Origin of the sequence: uncultured Microbacterium sp. (assembly GCF_963524805.1) — a bacterium.
GTDB lineage: Bacteria > Actinomycetota > Actinomycetes > Actinomycetales > Microbacteriaceae > Microbacterium.
Window position 1 is genome coordinate 62,434 of sequence record NZ_CAURGG010000002.1, and the last position, 24,971, is coordinate 87,404.

Annotated in this window: 24 protein-coding genes and 1 pseudogene; 9 read left to right on the forward strand and 16 right to left on the reverse strand. The window is 70.4% G+C overall.

The features are described 5' to 3' along the window. Window positions 1-11: 11 nt before the first annotated feature. The 4 genes from RWQ91_RS04650 to RWQ91_RS04665 all read right to left on the reverse strand — a co-directional run bounded on the left by RWQ91_RS04650 (window position 12) and on the right by RWQ91_RS04665 (window position 4,813). On the reverse strand, window positions 12-1,502 hold the full coding sequence (locus RWQ91_RS04650; RefSeq protein ID WP_314503029.1) for a family 1 glycosylhydrolase: 1,491 nt from the start codon (window positions 1,500-1,502) through the stop codon (window positions 12-14). Between the two features lies 1 nt (window position 1,503). Beyond that, window positions 1,504-2,421 (reverse strand): carbohydrate ABC transporter permease, encoded by a 918-nt coding sequence (locus RWQ91_RS04655; RefSeq protein ID WP_314503031.1) that lies wholly within the window; start codon window positions 2,419-2,421, stop codon window positions 1,504-1,506. Further along, window positions 2,418-3,446 carry a sugar ABC transporter permease gene (locus tag RWQ91_RS04660; RefSeq protein WP_314503033.1) on the reverse strand — a complete coding sequence of 343 codons (1,029 nt, stop codon included), beginning with the start codon at window positions 3,444-3,446 and terminating at the stop codon, window positions 2,418-2,420. The genes RWQ91_RS04655 and RWQ91_RS04660 overlap by 4 nt, the downstream gene beginning before the upstream one ends. 92 nt (window positions 3,447-3,538) lie before the next feature. Further along, the gene (locus RWQ91_RS04665; protein ID WP_314503034.1) at window positions 3,539-4,813 is read right to left on the reverse strand and encodes an ABC transporter substrate-binding protein; all 1,275 of its coding nucleotides are present in this window, start codon (window positions 4,811-4,813) and stop codon (window positions 3,539-3,541) included. Between the two features lie 258 nt (window positions 4,814-5,071). On the opposite strand from RWQ91_RS04665, the gene purS reads away from it, so the two are divergent. Both purS and purQ read left to right on the forward strand, forming a co-directional pair. Then, window positions 5,072-5,320 carry a phosphoribosylformylglycinamidine synthase subunit PurS gene (purS, locus tag RWQ91_RS04670; RefSeq protein ID WP_314503036.1) on the forward strand — a complete coding sequence of 83 codons (249 nt, stop codon included), beginning with the start codon at window positions 5,072-5,074 and terminating at the stop codon, window positions 5,318-5,320. Continuing rightward, the gene (purQ, locus tag RWQ91_RS04675; RefSeq protein WP_314503037.1) at window positions 5,317-6,033 is read left to right on the forward strand and encodes a phosphoribosylformylglycinamidine synthase subunit PurQ; all 717 of its coding nucleotides are present in this window, start codon (window positions 5,317-5,319) and stop codon (window positions 6,031-6,033) included. Before purS ends, purQ begins: the two co-directional genes overlap by 4 nt. A 42-nt stretch (window positions 6,034-6,075) precedes the next feature. Here the strand turns inward: purQ and RWQ91_RS04680 are convergent, their stop codons facing one another. After that, window positions 6,076-6,507, reverse strand: a complete 432-nt coding sequence (locus tag RWQ91_RS04680; RefSeq protein ID WP_314503039.1) for a DUF1761 domain-containing protein — start codon at window positions 6,505-6,507, stop codon at window positions 6,076-6,078. A gap of 95 nt (window positions 6,508-6,602) precedes the next feature. Here RWQ91_RS04680 and RWQ91_RS04685 point away from each other — a divergent pair, with 95 nt between their 5' ends. Then, a complete protein-coding gene (locus RWQ91_RS04685) occupies window positions 6,603-7,535 on the forward strand; it encodes a 2-hydroxyacid dehydrogenase (protein ID WP_314503040.1) in 933 nt (310 codons plus the stop codon). Between the two features lie 21 nt (window positions 7,536-7,556). Here the strand turns inward: RWQ91_RS04685 and RWQ91_RS04690 are convergent, their stop codons facing one another. Next, window positions 7,557-8,132 (reverse strand): nucleotidyltransferase family protein, encoded by a 576-nt coding sequence (locus RWQ91_RS04690; protein ID WP_314503041.1) that lies wholly within the window; start codon window positions 8,130-8,132, stop codon window positions 7,557-7,559. 67 nt (window positions 8,133-8,199) lie between these two features. On the opposite strand from RWQ91_RS04690, the gene RWQ91_RS04695 reads away from it, so the two are divergent. The 6 genes and pseudogenes from RWQ91_RS04695 (at window position 8,200) to RWQ91_RS04720 (ending at window position 15,400) form a co-directional block, all read left to right on the forward strand. Continuing rightward, window positions 8,200-9,261, forward strand: a complete 1,062-nt coding sequence (locus RWQ91_RS04695) for an XdhC family protein (protein WP_314503043.1) — start codon at window positions 8,200-8,202, stop codon at window positions 9,259-9,261. Continuing rightward, window positions 9,258-9,770: a nucleoside deaminase gene (locus RWQ91_RS04700; RefSeq protein WP_314503046.1), complete on the forward strand. Its 513-nt coding sequence runs from the start codon at window positions 9,258-9,260 to the stop codon at window positions 9,768-9,770. Before RWQ91_RS04695 ends, RWQ91_RS04700 begins: the two co-directional genes overlap by 4 nt. 226 nt (window positions 9,771-9,996) lie before the next feature. Beyond that, window positions 9,997-11,204 (forward strand): annotated as a pseudogene (locus RWQ91_RS04705) (8-oxoguanine deaminase). 28 nt (window positions 11,205-11,232) lie between these two features. Then, window positions 11,233-12,063: an FAD binding domain-containing protein gene (locus RWQ91_RS04710; protein ID WP_314503047.1), complete on the forward strand. Its 831-nt coding sequence runs from the start codon at window positions 11,233-11,235 to the stop codon at window positions 12,061-12,063. Next, a complete protein-coding gene (locus RWQ91_RS04715) occupies window positions 12,060-14,801 on the forward strand; it encodes a molybdopterin cofactor-binding domain-containing protein (RefSeq protein ID WP_314503049.1) in 2,742 nt (913 codons plus the stop codon). The genes RWQ91_RS04710 and RWQ91_RS04715 overlap by 4 nt, the downstream gene beginning before the upstream one ends. 2 nt (window positions 14,802-14,803) lie before the next feature. Continuing rightward, window positions 14,804-15,400, forward strand: coding sequence for a nucleoside deaminase (locus tag RWQ91_RS04720; RefSeq protein WP_314503051.1), 597 nt, complete (start codon window positions 14,804-14,806; stop codon window positions 15,398-15,400). A 112-nt stretch (window positions 15,401-15,512) separates the two neighbouring features. Here the strand turns inward: RWQ91_RS04720 and RWQ91_RS04725 are convergent, their stop codons facing one another. From RWQ91_RS04725 to RWQ91_RS04770, 10 genes are all read right to left on the reverse strand, one after another. After that, the gene (locus tag RWQ91_RS04725; RefSeq protein WP_314503052.1) at window positions 15,513-17,084 is read right to left on the reverse strand and encodes a transporter; all 1,572 of its coding nucleotides are present in this window, start codon (window positions 17,082-17,084) and stop codon (window positions 15,513-15,515) included. Continuing rightward, entirely contained in the window at window positions 17,066-17,830 is a 765-nt protein-coding gene (locus tag RWQ91_RS04730; protein ID WP_314503053.1) for an ABC transporter ATP-binding protein, read from the reverse strand. Before RWQ91_RS04730 ends, RWQ91_RS04725 begins: the two co-directional genes overlap by 19 nt. 51 nt (window positions 17,831-17,881) lie before the next feature. Next, window positions 17,882-18,211: a cupin domain-containing protein gene (locus tag RWQ91_RS04735; RefSeq protein ID WP_314503055.1), complete on the reverse strand. Its 330-nt coding sequence runs from the start codon at window positions 18,209-18,211 to the stop codon at window positions 17,882-17,884. Window positions 18,212-18,231: 20 nt separating this feature from the next. After that, window positions 18,232-18,513, reverse strand: coding sequence for a helix-turn-helix domain-containing protein (locus RWQ91_RS04740; protein WP_314503057.1), 282 nt, complete (start codon window positions 18,511-18,513; stop codon window positions 18,232-18,234). A 10-nt stretch (window positions 18,514-18,523) separates the two neighbouring features. Continuing rightward, a complete protein-coding gene (locus RWQ91_RS04745; protein ID WP_314503059.1) occupies window positions 18,524-19,408 on the reverse strand; it encodes an ABC transporter permease subunit in 885 nt (294 codons plus the stop codon). Then, a complete protein-coding gene (locus RWQ91_RS04750) occupies window positions 19,408-20,274 on the reverse strand; it encodes an ABC transporter permease subunit (RefSeq protein ID WP_314503061.1) in 867 nt (288 codons plus the stop codon). Before RWQ91_RS04750 ends, RWQ91_RS04745 begins: the two co-directional genes overlap by 1 nt. Beyond that, window positions 20,264-21,133 (reverse strand): ABC transporter ATP-binding protein, encoded by an 870-nt coding sequence (locus RWQ91_RS04755; RefSeq protein ID WP_314503063.1) that lies wholly within the window; start codon window positions 21,131-21,133, stop codon window positions 20,264-20,266. Before RWQ91_RS04755 ends, RWQ91_RS04750 begins: the two co-directional genes overlap by 11 nt. 13 nt (window positions 21,134-21,146) lie before the next feature. Then, entirely contained in the window at window positions 21,147-22,226 is a 1,080-nt protein-coding gene (locus tag RWQ91_RS04760; RefSeq protein ID WP_314503065.1) for an ABC transporter substrate-binding protein, read from the reverse strand. 183 nt (window positions 22,227-22,409) lie between these two features. Beyond that, window positions 22,410-23,705 carry an allantoate amidohydrolase gene (locus RWQ91_RS04765; protein WP_314503066.1) on the reverse strand — a complete coding sequence of 432 codons (1,296 nt, stop codon included), beginning with the start codon at window positions 23,703-23,705 and terminating at the stop codon, window positions 22,410-22,412. Window positions 23,706-23,709: 4 nt separating this feature from the next. Beyond that, window positions 23,710-24,903, reverse strand: a complete 1,194-nt coding sequence (locus tag RWQ91_RS04770) for an alanine--glyoxylate aminotransferase family protein (protein WP_314504319.1) — start codon at window positions 24,901-24,903, stop codon at window positions 23,710-23,712. Window positions 24,904-24,971: the final 68 nt, after the last annotated feature.

A 24,971-nucleotide genomic window follows, 5' to 3' on the forward strand; every position in this document is an offset into this window, starting at 1 on the left:
TTTCGCGGGTGCTACGACCCGGTTGCGTCCGCTTCGGCGGTGTCGTCGAGCTCGCGTGCCGCGATGATGCGCGCATACTCCCGGCCGCTGTCCTTGACGGAGCGCTCCTGCGTTCGATAGTCGACTCGCACAATACCGAATCGCTTCTCGTAGCCCCACGCCCACTCGAAGTTATCGAGCAGGGACCAGTAGAAGTACCCGCGCACGTCGACGCCGGCATCCACCGCGTCCAGGATCGCGCCCAGATGCTCCCGCACGAAATCGACGCGATCCGCGTCGTGCACGCGCGTGACGCCGTCCTCGATCACGGGCTCGTCGTCGTAGGCGGCGCCGTTCTCCGTGACGAAGAGCGACGTGCCCGCCGGGGCGGCGTAGTCCTCGGACACCCGTACCAGCAGGCGGGTCAGCCCCTCGGGCTGCACCTCCCAGTGCATGGGGGTGCGCGGCAGCCCGCGCTCGTGCCAGAAGATGCCCTCCGACGACGGGAACGGCGACTCGCCTCGGCGGTCGGTCGGCGCGTCTCCGCCGATCGGAGGCACGGCGGGCGCATGGCCGCCGACGAACTCGCCGTGGTAGTAGTTGACGCCGAGCGTGTCGATCGGCGTCGAGATCACGTCGAGATCGCCGGGCTGGATCGCCGCACGCAGAGCGTCGTCGGCGATCTCGTCGAAGATGTCCTGCGGGTAGGAGCCGCGGAAGATCGGGTCGAGGAACCAGCGGTTGAACTGCCCGTCGATCCGGCGCGCGGCATCCAGATCGGCCGGATCGGTCGGATCCACCGGGTCGGCGACCGTGAGGTTCAGCGTGATCCCGAGGTTGAGCGACGAGTCCCGGGCGCGCAGCTCCCGAACCGCCTGGCCGTGGCCGAGCAGGAGATGGTGAGCGGCCAGCATCCCTTCGCTCCTGCTGTAGTGCCCCGGGGCGTGCAGGCCCGCGGTGTAGCTGAGGAAGGACGAGCACCACGGCTCGTTGAGCGTCGTCCACACGTTCACCCGGTCGCCGAGCGCGTCGTGCATGTCCAGGGCGTACTCGGTGAACCGGTCGGCCGTGTCCCGCACCGTCCAGCCCCCGCGGTCCTGAAGCGCCTGGGGGAGGTCCCAGTGATACAGGGTCAGCCAGGGGAGGATGCCGGCATCCAGCAGCTCGTCGACGAGGCGCTTGTAGAAGTCGACGCCTTCGGGGTTGAGTGCGCCGCCGTCCGGACGCACGCGCGACCACGACGTCGAGAAGCGGTACGTCTGCAGCCCCATCGACCTCATCAGGGCGACGTCGTCGCGGTACAGGTGATAGTGGTCGCAGGCCACGTCGCCGTTCTCGGCGTTGATGACGGCGCCCGGCTCACGGCTGAACGCGTCCCAGATCGAGTCGCGACGACCGCCCTCGAGGGCGGCGCCCTCGATCTGATACGCAGCCGTGGCTGCGCCGAACAGGAAGTTCGAGGGGAAGGGTCGCCCCCGGTTCTCACGTGCGGGGACGGAGAACTCTCTGACGTCGGTGGTCATCTCAGCCCTTCACCGCCCCGGCCATGATGCCGCTGACCAGCTGCTTGCCGGCGAAGGCGAACAGGATCAGGAGCGGGATCGTGGCCAGCAGCACGCCGGCAAGGACGATCGAGTAGTCCACGAAGTAGTTCGACTGCAGGAGCGAGAGTGCCACCGGCAGCGTCGGGCTCTGCCGATCGAGCACGATGAACGGCCAGAAGAACTGGTTCCACGCGCCGACGAAGGTGAACAGGAACAGCATCGCCGCCGCCGGACGCGCCGCCACGACGCCGATCGTCCAGAAGGTGCGGATCTGCGTCGCGCCGTCGACCCGTGCGGCCTCGATGAGCTCGTCGGGCACCGACTGGCTCAGGTACTGGGTCATCCAGAACACCCCGAACGCGCTGGTCAGCGCCGGCACGATGACCGCGCCGATGTTGCCGGTCCAGCCCAGGTCGGAGAACAGAATGTACAGCGGGACGACGCCCAGCTGCATCGGCACGGCCATCGTGGCCACGACGAAGGCGAGCAGCCACTTGCCGCCGCGGAACTTGAGCTTGGCGAACGCCCATCCGGCCAGCGTCGAGAAGACCACGACGGATGCGGCGATCACGGCCGAGCTGAAGATCGAGTTCCACAGCGCCAGCCAGAAGTTCACGGCCGGGTCGTTGATCACCGAGAGTGCGTTCGCGATGAAGTTGCTGCCCGGGATCCACGACATGTTCGGGTCGTTGATCGTCGAGGCCGTGCCCGAGCCGATCAGGAAGGACCAGTAGTAGGGGAAGATCGCCGAGACGGCGACGACCCCGAGGCCGATGTAGACCCACGTGCTCGCACGGACTCCCCGGATGCGGGTGGTCCGCTCGTTGCGCCGTCGCTCGCGGGCGTTCGGGACGTTCTCCTCGATGATCGCGAGGGGCGGTGTGCTGATGGCGCTCATCGCCGGATTCCCTTCCGTCGGCGCGGCGATATCTCGCCCCGCCCGCCTTCGTCGCGGACGAGGCGACGGGTGATGAACAGGTTGATCAGGCCGATCACGATGATGATCAGGAACAGGATCCACGCCAGCGCGGCGGCGCGACCGAAGTTGAACTCGCCCCAGCCGATGTTGTACAGGTACAGCGTGATCGTGAGCCACTGCTGCGCCGCGCCGCCCTGGCCGGTGTTGTCGTACATGCGCGGCTCGTCGAAGATCTGCAGGCCGCCGATCGTCGAGGTGATGATCACGAAGATCAGCGTCGGCTTGAGCGAAGGAAGCGTGATGCTCCAGAACTGGCGGAAGGCGTTCGCGCCGTCGACGGTCGCCGCTTCGTAGTACTCGCGGGGAACCGCCTGCATCGCGGCGAGGAGAATGAGCGCGTTGTAGCCGGTCCAGCGGAAGTTGACCATCGTCGCGATCGCGATGTGGCTCCAGAACGGGTCCTTGTGCCACGGGATCGGGTTGATGCCGAGGCTGCCGAGGACGTTGTTCACGAGACCGTGGTTGTCGCCGAACATGTTGCTGAAGATCAGCGCGACGGCGACCGGCGCCATGACGAAGGGGAGCAGGACGCTCATGCGCCAGAACGTCTTGGCGCGGATGTTGCGGTCGAGCATCGCCGCGATGAAGATCGCCAGCACCAGCTGCGGGATCGTGGAGAGCAGGAAGATGCTGAAGGTGTTGCGCAGCGCGGTCCAGAAGGCTGCCTGGTTCAGGATCCAGATGTACTGATCCAGGCCGACGAACGTGCCGGAGTTTCGGACGAGGTCCCAGTCCTGGAACGAGATGATCGCGGTGAACACGATCGGGAAGAGCCCGACGATCGCGAACAGGATGAAGAACGGGGAGATGTACAGGTAGGGCGAGAGCTTGAGGTCCCAGCGGCTCACCCGGTGGCTGAACGAGAGGACGCGGGGCGTCTTCTCCGGGCGGGGTTCCGGCGATGCCGGGGCCGCCGGGGGGCGGCGGGTGTCGGTCGCGGTCACGTGGGGGCCTCCGTATCGGCGGTGATGAGCGGGGGAACGAGTGCGGGCCGCGGCACTGCGAACAGGGTCGCGGCCCGCACTCGATCAGGTCATCAGAAGGCTTCGACCTCTGCGACGTAGGTGTCCCACGAGGTGGCCTGGTCTTCGACACCGTCGAACACGCGGGTCACGGCATCCTGGAGCGCCTGGTGGTACTTGAAGTAGTCCGCGTCCTTATAGGGAACGACGGTGACGGCCTCGGCGCGATCGGCGAAGATCGATCCGGTCGGTGCGTCGTTGAAGTACGGGTTCACGAAGTCCGTGAGCGTCGGGTCTTCATACGCAGCCGTCTGGCTCGGGAACGTGCCGGCCTCGACGAACGCCTTGACCTGCTGCTCGGGGGCGGTCAGCCAATCGGCCAGCTCCTGAGCCGCAGCGACGTTGGCGCCGTTGGCGGGAACGGTCAGGTACGAGCCGCCCCAGTTGCCGCCGCCGTTCGGGAAGACGTTGGCGACCTCCCAGCCGGTGACGTCGGGTGCGTTGCCGCTGATGACGCCGAGCATCCAGCCCGGGCACAGCATGGCGGCGAACTCGCCGTTCGTCATCGAGGCGTTCCAGTCGTCGCTCCACTGACCGGCGTACGCCGCGTTGGGGACGGCCCGCTCGACGACCGAGTTGTAGGCGTCCTCGAGCTCGGTATTCGACGTGGCGATGACCTTGCCGTCGGGCTCGGTGTAGGTGTACTCCATCTGGTTCACGATGCCCTGGAGCACCGAGTTGGCGGAGTCGATCATCGGCTTGCCGGTGGCGGCCTTGTACTTGTCGGCCACGTCGTAGAAGTTGTTCCAGTCGCCGTCGAACAGCGCAGCGACCTCGTCCGGGGTGGACGGCAGGCCGGCGGCGGTGAACAGGTCGGCGCGGTAGCAGATGGCCTGGGGTCCGATGTCGGTGCCGTAGCCGATCAGGTTGCCGTCGGCGTCGGTCGCGGCGGCTTCCTTCCAGTCGAGCCAGCGGCCCTTGAGGTCGTCGGGAACCGGAGCGAGCAGGTCGGAGTACTGCAGGCCCTCGGCCAGCCAGTCGATCTCGACGGCCTCGATGTCGGCCAGGCCTTCCTTGCCGAGCTTCTGGAAGTAGTTGGCGCGGGCGTCGCCGGACTCGGCGGCCTTGTTGTGGACGATCGTCACGTTCGGGTGCTCGTCCATGTATTCCTGGAGGAGCTCATCGGTGTAGCCGAAGTTGTTGAACGTCGCGATCGTGAGGGTGATGTCCTCGTTCGGGTCGGCAGACGGGGTCGAACCGCTGCCGCCGGCGCAGCCGGCGAGCACGATGGCGGAAGCCGAGATAGCGGCGACGGCCATGGCGCCCCTGCGGAAGGCACGTGAGTTCACTGTCACTCCTTTGTGTTGTCAGGGTGTTGCATGTGTTGTGGTGGAGGTTCGAACCGGGTGCCCGTACCCCTGGTGCCGTGGGAGCGTTCCCACCGGACGAGAGTTCACGTTATGGTACCGCTCCCACGAAGTCAAGGGAGCGCTCCCACGGGGATGATCACGGTTGGGTCACGGCTGTTGCTGCGCCGGCGAAAGGGCCGGTGGATGCCGCGGCCGTAGACTGGGTGCATACGCCCGCCCGCGACACTCGGAGCCCTCATGCCCACCATCGTCGTCGACGTCATGCCCAAAGCCGAACTCCTGGATCCCCAGGGCAAGGCCGTGTCGGGCGCCCTCACGCGACTCGGCGTCTCGGACTTCAGCTCCGTCCGCATCGGAAAGCGCTTCGAGCTGACCGTCGAGGGCGAGGTCGGCGAGGACGTCCTGGCCAGGGCGCGGGAGATCGCCGATGAGATCCTGTCCAACTCGGTCATCGAGGACGTCGTGGGCATCGAGGTCGTTCAGTGACGGTCTCGACGCCGCGCATCGGAGTCATCACCTTCCCCGGTTCCCTCGATGACCGTGACGCGCAGCGCGCCATCCGCATCGCCGGTGCCGAGCCGGTCGCCCTGTGGCACGGCTCGCACGACCTCGAGGGCGTCGACGCCCTGGTGCTGCCCGGCGGGTTCAGTTACGGCGACTACCTCCGCGCCGGCGCGATCGCCGCGCTCGCCCCGATCATGGCCGAGGTGAAGGATGCCGCCGCTGCGGGCATGCCGGTGCTCGGCATCTGCAACGGCTTCCAGATGCTCGTCGAGGCGCAGCTGCTGCCGGGCGGGCTCATCCGCAACGCGCACCAGCAGTTCGTGCGCCGCGACCAGCGCCTGCGCGTGGAGAACGCCTCGACCGCCTGGACCTCGGAGTTCGCCGACGGACAGGAGATCGTCATCCCGCTCAAGAACGCCGACGGCGGGTACATCGCCTCGGAGTCAGAGCTGGACCGCCTGGAGGGCGAGGGGCTCGTCGCGTTCCGCTACGTCGGGGTCAACCCGAACGGGTCGCTGCGTGACATCGCGGGCCTGGCGAACGAGCGCGGCAATGTGGTCGGCCTGATGCCGCACCCGGAGCATGCGGTCGAAGCGGGCTTCGGCCCCAACACCCCGGCCGCCATGCGCTCGGGGCTGGACGGCGTGCCGTTCTTCACTTCGGCGATCGCGGCCGTGGTGCACGCAGCGGCCTGAGCCGCGGCATCCACTCGTCGTCGTCTCCAGTGGGAAAGCGGATCAGACCGTTCCTGCCGGAGGCCAGACGCCGATGATCAGGGCCATGATCAGCACCGTGACCAGCTCGTGCGCGATGTTGAGCACGGTGAGCGAGGTCGGCCGCCCCTCGAAGGCGTCGTGGGTGATGAAGCGGGCTGCGGTGAAACCCGCCCAGAGGGCGACCGCGGTCGCGATCGCGGTCCACAGGTAGCCGCTGCCGTAGAAGTGCCATGCGATCGCGGTCGACCCGGCCAGCACCCACGCCGTCACGAAGCTCACCAGCACGGTGACGATGATCGCCACCGTCGCGCTGGCCGCCGGCCGGTCCATGTCGACCTTCGCCAGCCTCGCCCAGCGCGTGCCGAAGACCTTCGGCGTGTACCAGATCGTGCCCACCAGCATGCTGGACGCCGTCGCCAGGAGCACCGCCCAGTAATTGATCTCGGGAACCATGAAAGCCTCCTCCGCGCGACCCCGCTCGCGCCGACAGTATCGCCGGACGCGGCCGCCCGGACGCAAGCGCGCCGCGCGCGGGTAGCGTGGAAGAGGTGAGCCCACAGCGCCCTTCGATCGTCGTGTCCGTTCCCACCGAGGAGCTGCTGCACGCGCTGCAACCCGTGCCGGCGGGCGCGGAGGTGCTCGTGTGGGACATGACCACTCCCCCGCCGCGGGAGCGGTTCGACATCGTGGTGCCGCCGTACATGTCCCTGAGAGCGGTCATGGAGCAGCTGTCCCAGGTGGACGCGCGGCTCGTGCAGAGCCAGTCGATCGGCTACGAGGGCATCGCGGAGCAGCTGCCCCCCGGGAACGTCTTCGCGAACGCCGCGTCGGTGCACGAGGCCTCGACCGCGGAGCTCGCGGTCGCCCTCACCCTGGCCTCGCAGCGGCACCTGCCGACGTTCGTGCGGGCGCAGGACGAGGGCCGGTGGGCCTCGGAGTTCGCCGAGAGCCTGGCCGATCGCCGTGTCCTGCTTCTCGGGTACGGCGGGGTCGGCAAAGCCGTCGCGGCGCGGCTGGCCGGCTTCGAGGTCGAACTCACGGTCGTCGCCTCACGGGCGCGGTTCGAGGACGGCGTCTCGGTGCACGGAGTCGAACGGCTGCACGAGCTGCTGGAAACGGCCGAGATCGTGATCGTGACCCTGCCCGGCGGACCGGAGACCCGCCACATCATCGACGCCGCCGCCCTGGCCGCCCTTCCCGACGGGGCGCTCGTGGTCAACGTGGGCCGCGGACCGCTCATCGACACCGATGCCCTGGTGGCGGAGCTGCAGCGCGGACGCCTGCGCGCGGCTCTGGATGTCACCGATCCCGAACCGCTGCCGAGCGGACACCCGCTGTGGAGCGCGCCGGGCGCGCTCATCGTGCCGCACGTCGGAGGCAACACGAGCGCGATGAAGCCGCGCACGGTGCGATTGATCCGGACGCAGATCGAACGGATGCTGGCGGGCGAGCCGCCACTGAACGTGGTGTACGAGAGCTGAGGCTGCGGCTCGGGCGCGCGCTCAGCGCCGGTCGATGTCCTCCCCCGACCAGAGGTCGCCGCACTCGACCTGGACGGCGCCGTGCGCCCAGAGGTACGCGCCCGCGCCGGCGTCGCCGGACAGGGTCTCCGCGAGAACCTCCCAGTGCTCTCGCCCGATCAGCACCGGGTGGCCGGGCCGGCCGAGGTACACGGCTCGGGCGAGCGCGGCGGGCAGCGACTTCCCGGCCTGCTCGATCACCCGCCGTGCGGCATCCACGGGTGCGGACGGGGTGTCGACGGGTGAGATCAGCACCGCCTCGGCCGAGAGAGTGGATGCCGCGGCCATCCCGGCGCGCAGTGAGGCGCTCAGCCCATCGGCCCCGTCGCCGACCATCAGGGTCTGACCCTCCGGGGGCACCAGCGTTCGCGCGCGCTCGCCGGATGCGCCGAGCACAACCACGACCTCATCGCAGCCCGCACCGCGCAGCATCCGCACGGCGAGGGCGACCCACGGCGTTCCCTCCGCGTCCCGGGCGAGCGACTTGGGCCCGCCGAACCTCGTGCCCTCACCCGCGGCCAGCACGAGGCCGACCAGCGGCGCGGGCGAAGCGGTCATCCCTGCACGCTAACGCGGTCACCACCGCGTAGCCCCGACGAAACACAGGGCGGCTAGCGTGGGCATCATGCTCGAGTTGGCTGCCGAACTGCTCCCGCGCCTGCGCGCGGGCGAGCGGGTCGCCGTGGTCACCGTGACCCGGGTATCCCAGAGCGCGCCGCGGGGAGCCGGCGCATCGATGGCCGTCACCGCGGCCGGCCGGGTCATCGGCTCGATCTCCGGCGGCTGCGTCGAAGAGGATGCCGTCATGCTGGGCCTGCGCGCGCTCTCCACCGACTCGGGCCAGACGGCGCGCTTCGGGTTCAGCGACGCCGACGCCCATGCCGCGGGCCTCGCGTGCGGCGGACAGATCGACGTCGTCGCCTATTCGCTGGGCAGCGAGGACGTCCTGGCGTGCGATGCGCTGGAAGCCGTGCTGCGCGACGAGGCCGTCGCCGTCGGTCTGACCGTCGCCGACGGCCCCACCCTGGGCCGGCTCGTCCCCGTGTCCGTCGACAGCCGCGGCGACAGCATCCTGACCCTCTCGCACGCTCCCCGCCCACCGCTGGTGATCCTGGGTGCGGGCGACTATGCGGCCGCCCTCTGTCGCGCGGCCGCCGTCTGCGGATTCGCCGTCACGGTCTGCGATGCGTGGGGTCTGCTGGTCACGAAGGAGCGCTTTCCGGATGCCGCGCGCCTGGTGACCGCACTGCCCCACGAGTACCTGCGCGTCCAGGCCGAGAGCCTCGACCCGCGCACGGCGATCTGCGTCCTCACCCACGACGAGCGCTTGGACGTGCCGGCCCTGCGCGAAGCGCTGCGACTGCCCGTCGCGTTCGTCGGTGCGCTCGGCGCGCGGCGCACCGTGGCACGGCGGGCTCGACTGCTCGGCGAGCTGGGTGTCAGCGACGAGGAGCTCGCCCGCCTGCACTCGCCGCTGGGCCTCGACCTCGCCGCCCAGACGCCCGAGGAGACCGCGATCTCGATCCTCGCCGAGATCGTCGCGGCCCGCCGCGGCGGTTCGGGGGCACCGCTGCGCGCGCTGGAGACCCCCATTCACGGAACGCCCCGCACGGGATCGACGGCGGGCGGCGCACCGGACGACACCGGGGGGTCCTGCTCCCCGCGACTCATCGGAAAGAGCACATGACCCCGCCGCACCTCGACATCGACGGACTCGACGCCGACGATGTGCCGCACCTCGAGCACGCCATCCGCCTGGCCTTCGCCGCCCGGGACCGGGGCGACCATCCGTTCGGGGCGATCCTCGTGACGCCCGACGGCACGATCGTCGAGGGCCTGAACTCGGTCGAGACCGACCGCGACCCGACCGGCCACGCCGAGTCGAATCTGGTGAGAGTCGCGTCGGCATCGCTGCCATCCGAGATCGTGGCCGCTTCCACGCTCTACACGAGCACCGAGCCGTGCGCGATGTGTGCCGGCGCCATCTACTGGGCGGTCATTCCGCGCGTGGTCTATGCCCTCGGCGAGGACGAGCTCATCCGCATCGTCCGCCGGCACGACAGCGCGCCCACCCTCGATCTGCCCTCGCGCGAGGTGTTCGCGCGCGGCGGCCGTCCGATCGCGGTCGTGGGGCCCGTGCCGCTGCCCGGCGCCGCCGAGGTGCACGAGGAGTTCTGGATCGGGGACCACCCGTGACCATCGCCGTCGACAGATCGCCTGTGGATCCGCGCAGCATCGCGGCGGCGCGCGAGACCGCCGGGGAACTCGAGCTGTGACGCGCGTCGTCCTCGACGGCGGGTACATCGCGACCGTCGATGCGGCCGGCACCGAGCATTGGGGCGGTCACGTGGTGATCGATGACGGCCGGATCACGGCGGTCGCAGCCGGCCCCGCGCCCGCGGTGACGCGCGAGGGCGCAGACGTGGTCGACGCGACGGGCTGCCTCATCACACCCGGTCTGATCAACACGCACCACCACCTCTACCAGTGGTTGACGCGCGGGTACGCGCAGGACGCGATCCTCTTCGACTGGCTGACGGCTCTGTATCCGCTGTGGTCGCAGATCGACGCGCGCCTCACGGGCGTCGGCGCGGCGGGCGCGATGGCGGTGCTCGCCCGGTCGGGCTGCACCACGGTCGCCGACCACCACTACATCTTCCCGAAGGGCTCCGGCGACATCGTCGGCGCGATCGTCGAGGCGTCCCGGCGCATCGGCGTGCGCCTGCACGCCACACGCGGGTCCATGGATCTGGGCGCCTCGCAGGGCGGCCTGCCGCCGGATTTCGCGGTCGAGTCGACGGATGCCGCCCTCCGGGCCTCGGCTGAGGCGGTGCAGCGCTATCACGACCCCGCGTTCGACTCGCTCGTGCGCGTCGCGATCGCGCCGTGCTCGCCGTTCTCGGTGACCGCCGACCTGCTGCGCGAAGCGGCGGTGCTCGCGCGCTCGCTCGACGTGCGCCTGCACACGCATGCGTCGGAAACGGTCGAGGAGGACGCGTACTGCCTCGAACGCTTCGGGATGTCACCCACCCAGTACCTCGAATCGCTCGGATGGCTCGGCACCGACGTCTGGATGGCGCATTGCGTGCACCTGGACGACGCGGCGATCGGACGGTATGCCGCGACCGGAACGGGTGTGGCGCACGTCCGTCCTCGAACGCGCGCCTGGCATCGGGCATCGCTCCAGTGCGCGACATGTTGCGCGCCGGCGTCGCGGTCGGCCTCGGTGTGGACGGTGCCGCCTCGAACGAATCCGGGCAGCTCGGCATCGAGATCCGCGAGGCCGTGCTGATGGGGCGCCTGCGCACCGGCGCTGATTCGTTCAGCGCGCGGCAGGGCCTCTCGCTCGCGACGATCGGGGGCGCCCGTGTCCTGGGACGGCAGAACGAGATCGGCTCCCTCGAGCCGGGCAAGCTCGCCGACATCGCGGTCTGGCGGGTCGACGGCGTCGAGCACGCCGGCATCCTCGACCCGGTCGCCGCGCTCGGCCTCGGTGCGCTGCCGCCGCTGAAGCGGCTGTACGTCGGCGGGCGGGTGATCGTGCAGGATGCTGTCCTGGTCACCGCGGAAGAGCCCGTGCTCGCCGAAGACGTCGCCGCCGCATCGCGGGAATTGGCGGGTCGGCTGTGAGCGTCCTGGCGCGGCGAAAGGCACCCCGGTGGACCTGAACACTGTCACCTCCTACCGTTTCGCCCGCACTCGGGAGGACCTCGCCCTCAGGCGGGGCGAGAAGGTGCTCGGCGGCGGCACCTGGCTCTTCTCCGAACCGCAGCCGGCGGTCACCGGACTCGTCGACCTGTCCACGATGGCGTGGCCCGACCTGGAGATCAGCGACGCAGGTCTGCGCATCGGTGCGACCTGCACGATCGCCGCACTCGTCGCCTTCGCGGAGGGTCGGGGGCCCGTCGCAGTTCCGGCCGACTGGGCAGCGGCATCCGTCTTCCCCGTGGCGGCGAACGCGCTGCTGGCCTCTTTCAAGATCTGGAACACCGCGACCGTCGGCGGCAACGTGTGCCAGTCGTTCTGCGCGGGCTCGATGGTCTCGCTGGCCTCGGGCATGGATGGCCAGGCGGTCATCTGGACCCCGGACGGCGGCGAGCGGCGCCTGAGCGTGGCCTCGCTCATGACCGGCAACGGGAGGAACAGCCTCGCGTTCGGCGAGGTGCTGCGCGCGGTCGACCTGCCCGCGCACGCCCTGCGGTCGCGACTGGCGATGCGGAAGATCGCCCTGGCCGAACTCGGCCGGTCCGGGGCCGTCGTGACCGGGCGTGTGGATGCCGGCGGTTCGGCGGTCTTCTCGGTGACGGCCGCGACCCTCACTCCCGTCGTGATGAGGTTCGACGAGCTGCCGGATGCCGCGACGCTGGCCGCCGCCGTCTCCGACGCACCGGGCTACTACAGCGACCCCCTCGGCGCGGCGGATTGGCGCCGGGGCGTGAGCATCGTGCTGGCCGAGCAGATCCGGGCCGAACTGGCGGGCACCGCATGAGGTTCGAGGTCAACGGCGAGAGCGTGGAAGCCGTTCCGCGTCCGGGGCAGGTGCTGCGCACCCTCCTGCGCGAGCGCGGGCACACCGAAGTCAAGAAGGGCTGCGACGCGGGCGACTGCGGCGCGTGCGCCGTGCTGCTGGACGGCCGACCGGTGCACTCGTGCATCATCCCCGCGGCGCGGATGGACGGCCGGGCGGTGACGACTGCGGCCGGCCTCGCACCCGGCGACGAGCTCCACCCGGCGCAGGAGGCGCTCGTGGAGCACTTCGGCTTCCAGTGCGGCTTCTGCACTCCGGGGATGGCGGTGACCGCCTCGACCCTCGACGCCGGCGACCTCCCGGACCTCGACCGCCGGATGAAGGGCAACCTCTGCCGGTGCACGGGGTACCGCTCGATCCGGGAGTCCATCACGGCGTCCGTATTGGGAGCGGTCCGCGAAACCGGCACGGGGCGGACCGGCACGGCGCGCGGTGTCGGCGAGAGCGTGCGCCCGCCCGCCGCCCGCCGCGTCGTGCAGGGCCTCGAGCCGTACACGTTCGACACCGACCTCACCGGAACCCTCACGATGCGCGTTCTCACGAGCCCGCACGCGCACGCGCGCATCACCGCGATCGACACGGCCGCTGCCGAGGCGCTCGATGGGGTGGTCGCCGTCCTCACGCACCGCGATGCTCCGGAACGGCTGTACTCGTCGGCCCGCCACGAGCATCCCGAGGACGACTCCGACGACACGCGCCTGCTGGATGAGGTCGTGCGGCACATCGGCCAGCGCGTCGCGGCCGTGGTCGCCGAGACACCGGTGATCGCCGAGGCCGCGTGCCGTCTCATCCGTATCGAGTACGAGCTCCTGTCCGCGGTGTTCGACCCGGAGCTCGCGCGCACCCCCGGAGCTCCGATCATCCACCCCGAGCGCCGACCCGAGGACCGCGTCGAAGAAGCCCAGCGCAACGTGATCCAGTCGATCCACGGAGGTTTCGGCGACGTCGAGGGCGCACTCGCGGCGAGCGCGGCATCCGTCAGCGGGGAATGGCGCACGTCGCGGGTGACGCACGCGCAGCTCGAGACGCACGGGTCGATCGGGTGGCTCGACGAGCAGGGACGCCTCGTGATGCGCACGAGCAGTCAGGTGCCCTTCCTCACGCGCGACGCGCTGTGCCGCCTGTTCGAGCTGCCGCAGGACCGCGTGCGCGTCTTCACGGCCCGGGTCGGCGGCGGCTTCGGCGGCAAGCAGGAGATGTTCACCGAAGACCTGGTCGCCCTGGCCGTGCTGCGCACCGGGCGCCGGGTCGCGTACGAGATGAGCCGCACCGACGAGTTCCAGCGCACCGCCGTGCGGCATCCGATGCGGGTGAAGGTCGCGCTCGGTGCCAACGCCGACGGCACGCTCACCGCGATGAAGGTCGACGTGCTCAGCGACGCCGGCGCGTACGGCAATCATTCGCGCGGCGTGCTGTTCCACGGGTGCGCGGAATCGATCAGCCTGTACCGCGCCCCCGCCAAGCGGATCGACGGCGAGGCGGTGTACACGAACAACGTGCCCTCGGGTGCGTTCCGGGGGTACGGACTCGGGCAGGTCATCCTCGGCGTCGAGTCGGCGATGGACGAGCTCGCCCTGAAGCTGGGCATCGACCCGTTCGAGCTGCGGCGCATCAACGCCGTCGGCAAGGGCGACGCGCTGACGACGCACGAAGAGGCCGAGCACGACATCGTCTGGGGCTCGTACGGCCTCGACCAGTGCCTCGACCTGGCCGAGCAGGCGCTGGCCCGCGGCAACGGCGTGTGCGCGCCGGCCGGCGCGAACTGGCGCGTCAGCGAGGGTATGGCGGTGGCGATGATCGCCACGATGGCGCCGTTCGGCCACATCTCCGAGACGACAGTGACGGTGACGCCCGAGGGCCGGTATCTCGCCGCGGTCGGGACGACCGAGTTCGGCAACGGCACGACCACCGTCCACACCCAGATCATCGCGACCGATCTGGCGACCGAGCCCGATCGCATCCGGCTGCGCTCGTCGGACACCGACGCCGTCCGCTACGACACCGGCGCGTTCGCTTCGGCCGGCATCACGGTCGCCGGCAAGGCCCTGCACGCGGCATCGCTCGCGCTGCGCGAGCGGCTGCTCACGGTCGCGGCCGGCATCGCGGGCGGTCCGGGAACGCTCGAGCGCGACGGGGTCCGCGTCGGGCAGCGGCTTCTCGGCTTCGCCGAGCTCGTGGATGCCGCCCCCGCCGAGTGGCGCACCTCCGAGGGCCTCAGCGCCGACGGCAGCGAGCACGGCGAGCAGCGATCGCTCGCCTTCAACGTGCATGCCGTGCGCGTCGCCGTCGACACCGAGACCGGCACGGTGCGCATCCTGCAGTCGGTGCAGTCGGCCGATGCCGGCTTCGTCATGAACCCGGCGCAGTGCCGCGGGCAGATCGAAGGCGGCGTCGCGCAGGGCATCGGCAGCGCCCTGTACGAGGAAGTGATGGTGGATGCCGGAATCATGGCGAATCCGGTCTTCCGGACGTACCGCGTCCCCCAGTTCGCCGACGTGCCCGTCACCGAGGTCTACTTCGCCGACACGAGCGATGACCTCGGCCCGTTCGGCGCCAAGTCGATGAGCGAATCGCCGTACAACCCGGTGGCACCGGCGATCGGCAACGCGATCGCCCGCGCCCTCGGCACGAGGCCGTACGAGCAGCCCTTCTCGCGCGACCGCGTCTGGCGGCTCGTGCACGACGGACAGGAGACCTGAGCATGCCCCTCGCCACGAGCTACGACGCATCCTTGCCCGACTGGCTCATCGACGACCTCGAGAGCCTGCCGAAGGTGCTGCCGACCGTGCCGGAGCGGATGCGGCTGGTCAACGAGCTCGCCGACCGCAACTGGCGGGCGGGCAACGGCGGACCGTTCGCCGCGATCGTGGTGGACGATGCGACGGGCGAGCTCGTATCGGTCGGGGTGAACGTCGTGCTGAGCTCCGGGCTGACCGCCTCCCACGCCGAGGTGACGGCGCTCAGCCTCGCCCAGCGCTCGCTCGGGCGATGGGATCTGGGCGCCGACGGAGCCGACCTGTCGCTCGTCGTGAACTGGCGCCCCTGCGTGCAGTGCTACGGCGCGACGATGTGGAGTGGCGTCCGTTCGCTCGTGGTGGCCGGCGAAGGACCGCTGCTCGAGGAGCTGACCGGCTTCGACGAGGGTCCGATGGTGCGGGACTGGGCAGCGCAGTTCGAGCAGCGCGGCATCCGCGTCACGATCGGCGTGGGCTATGACGATGCCCTCGCCGTCTATCGGGCCTACGGCGCGAGCGACTCGGTGGTCTACAACGCCCGGGGCGCTGTCGAAACGACCTGAATCCTGAGCGCCGGGCTGCCGAAAGCCCGGCCCCTCACCCGACACGCCGACGGGGGTCGCCGCCCACCGGCGTGTTTCTGTGACCCGCCGGGCTTTTCGCAGTCCGCGAGGCTCAGACCCGGATGAGGCGCAGCCGGGCGAGCATGTCCGGTGCCGTGGCATCGAGCAGGTGTCCGCCCAGCAGGATGCCACTCAGCGTCACCGCCCCGCCGAGCACCACGCCGCACGCCAGTGCCGCCCACCCCACCGGTACAGACCCCGTGACCAGGGCTGCGACCGTGAGCACGACGATCGGCAGGGTGAGCACGACGGTCACCAGCGCCACGCCGTACGAGGCGAAGATCGACACCATCGCGGCCCCCGGCTGGGCCGAGAACGGGTTCCGGCCGGGCCGGGCCACGGGAACGACGAAGCGCGCGGACGAGACGCTCACCACACCCGTGGCGACCAGCAGCGTGCACAGCGACAAGCCGAGGAGCGCGGGCAGATCACCGGTGCGGCCGATGACGACCGCCACCGCGATCTGCACGATCACGACCGCCGGGGCCGCGATCAGCAGCAGCGCCGCTGCCCGGCCGAGCCGGTCGTCGACGCCCCGCGCGCCCGCCGCGAGGTGCGCAGCGAAGGCCGTGCCGTCGTACGACAGCGCCGCGAAGGTCGCGAGCGGCAGCAGTGAGGCGACGAGCGGGCCGGCCGCAATCGCCATCCAGTCGAACCCGAAGAGCTGCCACCACACGAGCAGCAGAGCGGGGAGCACCGGAAGCAGGATGAGCTGCCGGGACTGGCGCGAGTCGCGGAGCCAGTAGATCAGCGAGCGCGCCGCGACCGCTCCGGCGGGGGTGGCGGGCATCCATCCCAGCGGACCGAGGCGGCCGCCGGCGGCCGCGCGCGCCGACCGATCGCCGCGCACCGTCCCGCCCGCGCTGAGGACGACCCGCCACAGCCCCAGTACCCCGGCGAGCGTGCCGATCGCGATGCACAGCGCCACCGTCGCCCCGGCGGGATCGCCCAGCGCGATCCTGCCCGGCACCGACCAGGCAGCCCCGAGAGGAGTCCAGCCGACCACGTCCACGGCGGCGGTGAGCCGATTCACCAGACCCGCCCGTCCTCCCGCGGTCGCGAGGGCGAGCGCCAGCGCGGTCACCACCACGATCAGCACGCCGAGCGCGATCCGGACCCCACCCCGCCCCTGCAGCAGTGCGCCGGCCACCGAGGTCATCAGCCGCGAGCCGGCGATGCACGTCGCCGCCCCGATCAGGCCGGTGACGACCGCCGCACCAGCCGCGGCGGGTTCGGCACGCCACGCCACCGCCGTGGCGATCGATGCCGCGATCGTCAGGATGCCGGGGATCCAGGTGGCTCCCACGACGAACATCGCGAGCATCAGCTGCCCCGTGCGCAGCGGGAACCGAGCCAGCTTGACCGGGTCCAGCGTGCGGTCGACCCCGTCGAACAGCAGCGGGACGACGAGCCAGCCGAGAACGAGCGCTGCGCCGCCCACCACCACGACCGCCTGAGTCGCCTGCGGCGGCGCGGTCGAGGCCACGATCAGGCCCGCGACCGCGACCAGCAGCGACAGCGTCGCCAGCAACCCGCCCAGGATCACGGCTGTCAGCTGGAACGGATTCCGCGCGAGCGTGTTGGCGAGGATGCGGAAGCGCAGCCTCAGGAGGATCCCAACCACGCCGGTCCCCCTCCGCTGCGGCGGCCGCCGATCAGGTCCAGGAAGCGCGTCTCGAGGTCGCCGGCTCCGCGCACCTGGGCCATCGTGCCGGCGACGAGCACCCGGCCGCCGGCCATGATCGCGACGTGGTCGCACATCCGCTCGACGAGGTCCATGGAATGGCTGGAGACCACGACGGTGCCGCCGCCCTTGGCGAAGCCCTCGAGGATGTCGCGGATGTTCGCCGCCGAGACCGGATCCACGGACTCGAACGGCTCATCCAGCACGAGCAGCCGTGGCGAGTGCACGAGCGCCGCGGCGAGTGCGATCTTCTTCGTCATGCCCGCCGAATAGTCGGCCACGATTCGCCCGGCGGCGTCCTGGAGATCCAGCAGCTGCAGCAGGTCGGAGACCCGGCCGCGCAGCACGTCGCGGTCGAGCCCGAACAGCAGTCCCGAGTAGGTGATCAGCTGCTCGCCGGTGAGCCGGTCGTACAGGTCGACGCCGTCGGCCAGATTGCCGATGAGCCGCTTGGCGTCGCCGGGCTGCTGCCAGACGTCGATGCCGTGCACGAACGCGGCCCCCGCATCCGGTCGCAGCAGCCCGGTCGCCATCGACAGCGTGGTGGTCTTGCCCGCGCCATTGGGCCCGACGAGCCCGAAGAACGACCCGTGCGGCACGTCGAGACTCAGATCGTCGACCGCGACACCGCCGCCGAACCTCTTTGTGAGTCCGCGCAGCGACAGGGCGGGGAAGTGTGTGTCCATCAGGGACAGTGTGACGGATGCCGCGCCGCGCGAGGCCGGATGCGCTGCGCCTCAGCGGCCGGCGCCGACGCGGGCTCCCTGCTTGACGACGAGCAGGCGGTACGCGTCACCGTCCGCGGACCACCACCGGTGCGAGGTGCCGCCGCGATAGTACGCCGACTGGCCGGGCAGCAGCAGCGAGACGCCGTCGTCGAGTTCGACGCAGACCTCGCCGGACAGGACGTAGACGAACTCGTCCTCGTCGTGGACGAAGAACTGCCCGGGAGCGGGGTTGTCGGACTCATACTCCATCGGCCGGAACGGCCGCCGGCCGTGCGCGAGCATACGGGCGGTGCCGATGGCGAATTCCGCCGACAGCGCACCGTCGCCGCGCGTGCGCACCTCGATCGCGGGCTCGCCCGTCAGGGGCGCGCGTCCGCCGCCGCGATGAGCTCGATGGGGCTCGTCTCGAGCGCCACGGCGATCCGGCGCAAGGACGCCAGGCTGGGCTGGGCCAGTCCGCGCTCGAGCTGACTCAGGAACGGGTGCGACAGGTCCGTCGCATCCGCCAGACGGACGAGCGTGAGCCCGCGGGCGTGGCGCAGCCGACGGATGTACGCGCCAAGGCGCCGGCCGGCGGCATCCTCTCCGTCGTCCGTGCCGGCGTCCGCTTCGGCGGGGGCCTCGGGAGTGAACGTCGTCACGGGTCCGGCCCTAGATGCTCTTCTGCGGGTGCATGCCCATGCGCGCGAGGATCACGTCCTCGACGATCTGGATGATGTTGTACAGGATGAGCGAGGTCGCCGTGACGACCACGACCGAGGCCCACAGTGCGGTGAACTGCGCCTGCGGGATGAACCCGCCGATCGAGCCGCCGATGCCGCCGCCGACAGCGAGCCATTCGGCCAGCAGGGCCCCGGTGATGGCACCGGGCACCGAGATGCGCACGGCGGCGAAGAACGCGGGAGAGGACGACGGCATCGCCACCTTGTGCAGCTTCGACCACGCGCCGCCGCCGTACACCTCGACGAGGTCGTTCATCTGGGGAGTCGCCGATTTCAAGCCGAAGGAGATGTTCACCAGCGCCGGGAAGAGCACCACGATGCCGCCGATCACCGCGACCGTGACGAGGTCGCGGCCGAAGATCATGATGATCACCGGCGCCATCGCGATGAGGGGCACCGAGCGCAGCAGCATCGCGATCGGCATGAGTGCGTGCTCGGCGCCCTTGCTCAGCTGGAACAGCGCGGCGGCGAGGATGGCCGCGACCAGACCGGCGATGAAGCCGATCAGCGCATGACCGAGGGTCACCGTGAGGTTGCCCATGATGAGCTCCCGGTTGGCCGCGGCAGCGGGAACGGTGAAGAAGTAGTTCCAGACGTCGACCGGCCCCTTCGCGATCAGCGGCGAGATCTGGAACACCCACAGCACGCCCACCCAGATCGCGAGCGCGGCGACGAGGGTCAGGACGAAGGTGAGCAGGCTCCAGCCCAGGGCGCGCAGCACACCGCGGGTCGCCTCGCGGCGGACCTCGCGGCTGAGGTCGGCGGCCGGCGGCGCCGCGGACTGCAGCTGCGTGGCGGCGGTCAGCGTCGTCATCATCTCCCCTTCGACCACGGTGCGATCGCGCGGGCGACCAGACCCAGCAGCATGAAGCCGAGCAGCGCCACCGCGCCGCTGGCCAGGGCGAGCGCCCAGACGAGCGGAGCATTGGAGTTCTGCTGGGCCAGGATCATCGCGATGCCCACGCCGGACTCGATCTTTCCGAAGAACTCACCCAGGACGGCGCCGAGGAAGGCGGCCGGAACCGCGATCTGCAGCGCGCTCAGGATCGCCGGGAGCGCGGCGATCAGGCGGACCTTCACCAGCTGCGTGAATCGGGTGCCGCCGTAGACGGCGACGAGGTCGAGGCTCGACTTGTCGGCCGACTTGAGGCCCAGGAGTGCGCCGACGACGGTGGTGAAGAAGACCGAGAGCGCGGCCAGCAGCACCGCGGTGCCGCTCGGCTCCCCCGCGGCCGGCGGTTTGATCAGGACGATGGCCAGGATGCCGACCGCGACGATCGGGATGCAGTAGGTGATGATCGCCAGCTGGGTGATCACGCCCTCGAGCCGGGGGACGACCAGGACGAGCCCCGCGAGCACGAGCGCGATGCCGTTGCCCCAGACGTAGCCGATGCCGGCCTCGGTGAGGGTCACCGAGAAGTTGCGCCAGTAGTACTCCCACCCGCTGTCGATGTAGCTCATGACGACCTGCAACGGTGTCGGGATCGGGTGAGCGCCGGTCGAGGTCACGTAGAGCGTGGCGATCATCCACCACAGGATGATGATCGCGACGCCGCCGATGAGCCCGGTGAGCCACGCGGGGAGCTTGATGCTCTCCCACTGGATGGGACGGCCGGCCGGCGGGCCCCCGTTCGCGCTGGGCGGCGCGCCGGGGACCGCGATCTGCGGGCTAGTGGTCATCCGCCGCGGCCCCGCCCTCGCCGAACAGCAGCTCGGATGCCTGATCCACGTACGCGTGGAACTCGGGGGTGCGCATCATCTCCGGAGTGCGCGGGCGCGGGAGGTCGATCTTCATGACCTCTTTGACGCGGCCGGGGCGCGGACTCATGACGGCCACGTAGTCCGACAGGAAGATCGCCTCGGAGATGCCGTGGGTCACCAGGAGCGTGGTGGCGGGCTTCTCGGTCCAGATCCGCAGCAGCTCGAGGTTCAGCTTCTGCCGGGTCATGTCATCCAGCGCGCCGAAGGGCTCGTCGAACAGCAGCACTTCGGGCTTGAGGATCAGCGACCGGGCGATCGAGACGCGCTGGCGCATGCCTCCCGAGAGCTGCGCGGGCTTGGCCTTCTCGAAGCCCTTGAGGCCCACGAGCGAGATCATCTCGTTGACGTAGTCCTTGTCGACGCTCTGGCCCGCGATCTCGAAGGGGAGGCGGATGTTGGTCAGAACGCTCCGCCACGGGAGCAGCGCCGAGTCCTGGAACGCGATGCCGAGCTTGTTCTCCTTGCGCAGCTCCTTCGGGCTCTTGCCGTCGACGCGCGTCGTGCCGCTCGTCGCCGACTCGAGGCCGGCGAGGATGCGCAGGATGGTGGACTTGCCGCAGCCCGACGGGCCGAGCAGGGCCAGGAACGACCCCTGCTCGGTGTGCAGGTTCGCGTCCTTGAGCGCCACGACGCTCTTGCGACCCGACGTGAAGACCTTGTTCAGTCCCGAGATCTGCAGGCCGGTGCCCAGGGCGTCGCCCTGGGCACCGGTTGCTGCCGTCCCCGGAAGGGCACTGCCGGTGACGGCACCGTCCGTCGTGAGGGTGGGCTGCGACATCGTCAGACTCCGATCAGCCCGCGTAGGCGATCAGGTCGGGGTTCTCCTCGTAGACCTCAGCGAGCAGAGACAGATCGAACAGGTCGGCAGCCTCCAGCGTGATGCCGGCGCCGGCGAGACTCTTGATCGTCTCCTTCTGCAGGTCCTCCGAGATCGTGAACAGACCGTTCTCGGCCGTCTCATCCGAGACGACGAGCTGCTCGGCCTGGACGGTGGCGCCGGCGATGGAGTTGTCGAGGTTGAGATCGAGGTCCTTGCCGTAGTCGTCCACCGCGAGCTTGGCGCCCGCCGCGGGGTCGTTCACGGCATCCGTCCAGCCCTTGATCTCGGCGAGCAGGAACGCCTTGAGCGCGTCGCGGTTGTTCGCGATGGAGTCGTCGGTCACCGTGACCGTCTCGGCGACGAACGGCAGGCCGTTGTCGGCGAAGGGAAGGTTGGTCGTCTCGACGCCGGACGCCGCCACCGTGATGGCCTCGTTGGTCAGGTAGGCGATGAAGCCGTCGACCTCGCCGTTGACGAGCGGCGCCGGGTCGTACTGCACGGGGACGATCGTCAGCTCGGACTCGTCGATGTCGTTGGCCGCCAGCAGCGCCTTGAACAGTGCCGTGTTGGAGTCCTGGACGCCGATCTTCTTGCCGATGAGGTCGTCGGGGGTGGCGATGTCGCCGCCGTCCTTGAGCGAGAGCACCGTGAACGGGTTCTTCTGATACGTCGTGCCGATGATCTTCAGCGGCGCGCCTTCGGAAGCGACCACGGAGCCGATCGAGACGGCGTCGGACAGCGCGACATCGGCGCTGCCCGAGATGAGCTCGGCGGCGCCGGTCGAGGGACCGGGGACCAGGGTGACCGAGGCGAGTCCGGCGTCGGTGTAGTAGCCGTTCGAGTCGGCGAAGAACTCGCCCGAGAACTCCTCGTTCTTGATCCAGCTGAGCTGGACGGTCAAGTCGCCGAGGCCGGCCGCGGCGTCGCCGGACTCGCCGGCCGCGGGAGCAGCCTCGCTGGACGCGCAACCGGCCAGAGCGAGCGCGGCGATGGCGACCCCGGCGAGGGCCGTCGCGACGCGCGATGCGCGGCGGGGGATGAGAGATGTCATGTGCTGTTGTCTCCAGAAGCGGGTGTGATGCATTCGGGTGTATGAACACGCGCGCCCAGGGGCTCGGCGAACCGCGCTGATGCCGACCGTAGGCGATGTAGATTTCACCAACACTGGCGGTGGTGTTTCCGCGCCGTTACGGTTTGCCGCCGGGGTGCGGACGGGCTCGCCCGAGAGCCGGTCTCAGCTCTTCTCGGCGCCCAGGTGGAGCACCGATGCGGTGAGGGCGCGGATGCCGCGCGCGACGTCGCCGGCGCTCACGGCCTCGTCCGGGTGATGGCTGATGCCGTCCGGGTTGCGCAGGAACAGCATCCCGACGTCGGTGATCGCCCCGATCGCCATGCCGTCGTGCCCGGCGCGGCTGAAGATCGTGGCCGGCCCGTCGGCACCCTCGGGGAGCGTGGCGAGGATCCCTTCGCGCACGACGTCGCGCAGCAGCGGCGCGCACATCACGGCGGGCGCGCTGTGGACCTCGCGCGCGTGCCACCGCAAGCCTCGTCGGACCATGATGCCGTCGAGTTCGGAGGCGATGCCGTCCCAGACCCGGTCCCGCGAGGCATCGAACTCGCCGCGCAGGTCGAGGCTCAGGTGAGCCTCACCGGGCACGATGTTCACGGCGCCGGGGAACGCCTCGAGCTGGCCGACCGTGCCGATCACGTGGTGCTCGCCACGGCAGATGCGCTCGACGGCGAGCGCCGCCTCGCTTGCGCCGAGCAGGGCGTCGCGGCGCATGTCGTAGGGCGTGCCCCCCGCGTGCCGGGCCTCGCCCTCGATCACGAGCTGGAACCGGCGGGCGCTCGCGATGGAGGACACGACGGCGAGCGACTCGCCGCGCCGGTCCAGTTCGGGTCCCTGCTCGATGTGCGCCTCGAGGTACCCGATCAGCTCGTCCGGGCGCCTCGCCGCCTCGCCGATGCGTCCGGGGTCGAGGCCGAATTCGCGGAACGCTTCGCGCAGGGTCGTGCCGTCGGCATCCGTCAGCGTCCACCACTGGTCGTCCCAGGTCCCGGCGACGGCGGACGAGCCGAGCAGCGCCTTGCCGAAGCGCGTTCCCTCCTCGTCGGAGAACGCGACGACCTCGAGTGCGAACGGAAGCGGGCTGGTCCAGCCGTCGCCGAGCGGGGCGCGCAGGAGGCGCACGATCTCGATCGCCATGAGCACGCCCACGATCCCGTCGAACCGGCCGGCGTCGGGCACGGTGTCCAGGTGCGAGCCGAGCATCAGGGCGGGCGCGTCGGGGTCGGATGCCGGGAGCCGGCCGATCTGATTGCCGGCGGCATCCTGCCTCGTGGTCATGCCCGCCTCGCGCATCCACTCGGCCGCCAGGCGGTTGACCCGCGCATGCTCGGTCGAGAGGTAGACGCGCTCGATCCGCCCGGGCGTCGCGGTCACGCGGGCGAGTTCGTCGCAGCGCGCCATCACGCGCCGCGCCGCCGCCGGGTAGCCATCCGGGGCGAGTTCGGGCAGGCGGGTGCGCATGCGCTCAGTCGCCGCCCGGGTTCGAGCCGTACACGTCCATCGCCGCTGCGACGCCGCCGCCGGCCGGCACGGATGCGCCGAAGCGGCGGAGCACGGCCTCGAGCGAGGCGAGCGTGGTCAGCACGGCGTCGGTGCGGGCGTTGTAGCCCATCGTGCCGATGCGCCACACCTTGCCGTGCAGGGGCCCGAACGACGTCCCGATCTCGATGCCGAAATCTCGCAGGAGTGCGCCGCGTGCGGCATCCCCCGGCACGCCCTCCGGAATCTCGACGGCGACGACGTTCGTCATCTTGTGGGCGATGTCGCCGAAGACCGTGAGGCCCAGCCCCTGGACGCCGGCGAGCATCGCGTCGCCGTGCAGCCGGTGCCGTGCCATGACCTCTCCCCGTCCCTCAAGCAGCAGGACACGGGCGCACTCCCGCGCTGCGTACAGCATCGAGGTCGCCTCGGTGTGGTGGTTCAGGCGGCGCGGCCCCCAGTAGTCCAGGATCATTCCGAGGTCGAAGTAGTTCGAGCGGATGAAGTCCGGCGCGTCCTCGTCGCCTTCTTCGCGGATGCCGGCCTCGATCTTCTTGCGCGACCGGATGATCTCCACCGCGCGCTCGGACAGCGTGATCGGCGCCGATCCGGACGGACCGCCCAGGCATTTCTGCAGGCCGGCGGTGGCGGCATCCAATCCCCACGCATCGGCCTCGAAGGGATTGCCGCCGAGGGACGCCGTGGCGTCGCTGTAGAAGAGCACGCCGTGCTTGGCGCAGATCGCGCCGATGTCTTCGAGCGGCTGCAGCATCGTGGTCGACGTGTCGCCCTGTACGAGTCCGAGCAGATGCGGCTGGACGCGAAGGACGGCCTCTTCGATGACCGAGACGGGGAACACCTGACCCCACGGCACTTCGATCGTGTGCACCTCGGCGAGCGCGCGCTCGGCGATCTCGGCGAGCAGATGGCCGAAGCGCCCGAACACCGGCACGAGCACCCGGTCGCCCGGGCGGATGAGCGAGACCATCGCGGCTTCGATGCCCGCGCGCGAGGTGCCGTCGATCAGCACGGTGGCCTCGTTCGCGGTGCCCCAGACCCGGCGGTACAGCTCCTGGGTCTCGGTCATGGTGGCGGTCATGAACGGGTCGTACTGCCCGACCAGCTCGGCGGACATCGCCCGCAGCACGGAGGGGTACGCCGAGATCGGCCCGGGGCCCATGAGCAGGCGGGGCGGGGGGGCGATCGGCCCGGGGATATGGGTCACGGGGTCTCCTGCGTGCGGGGCCG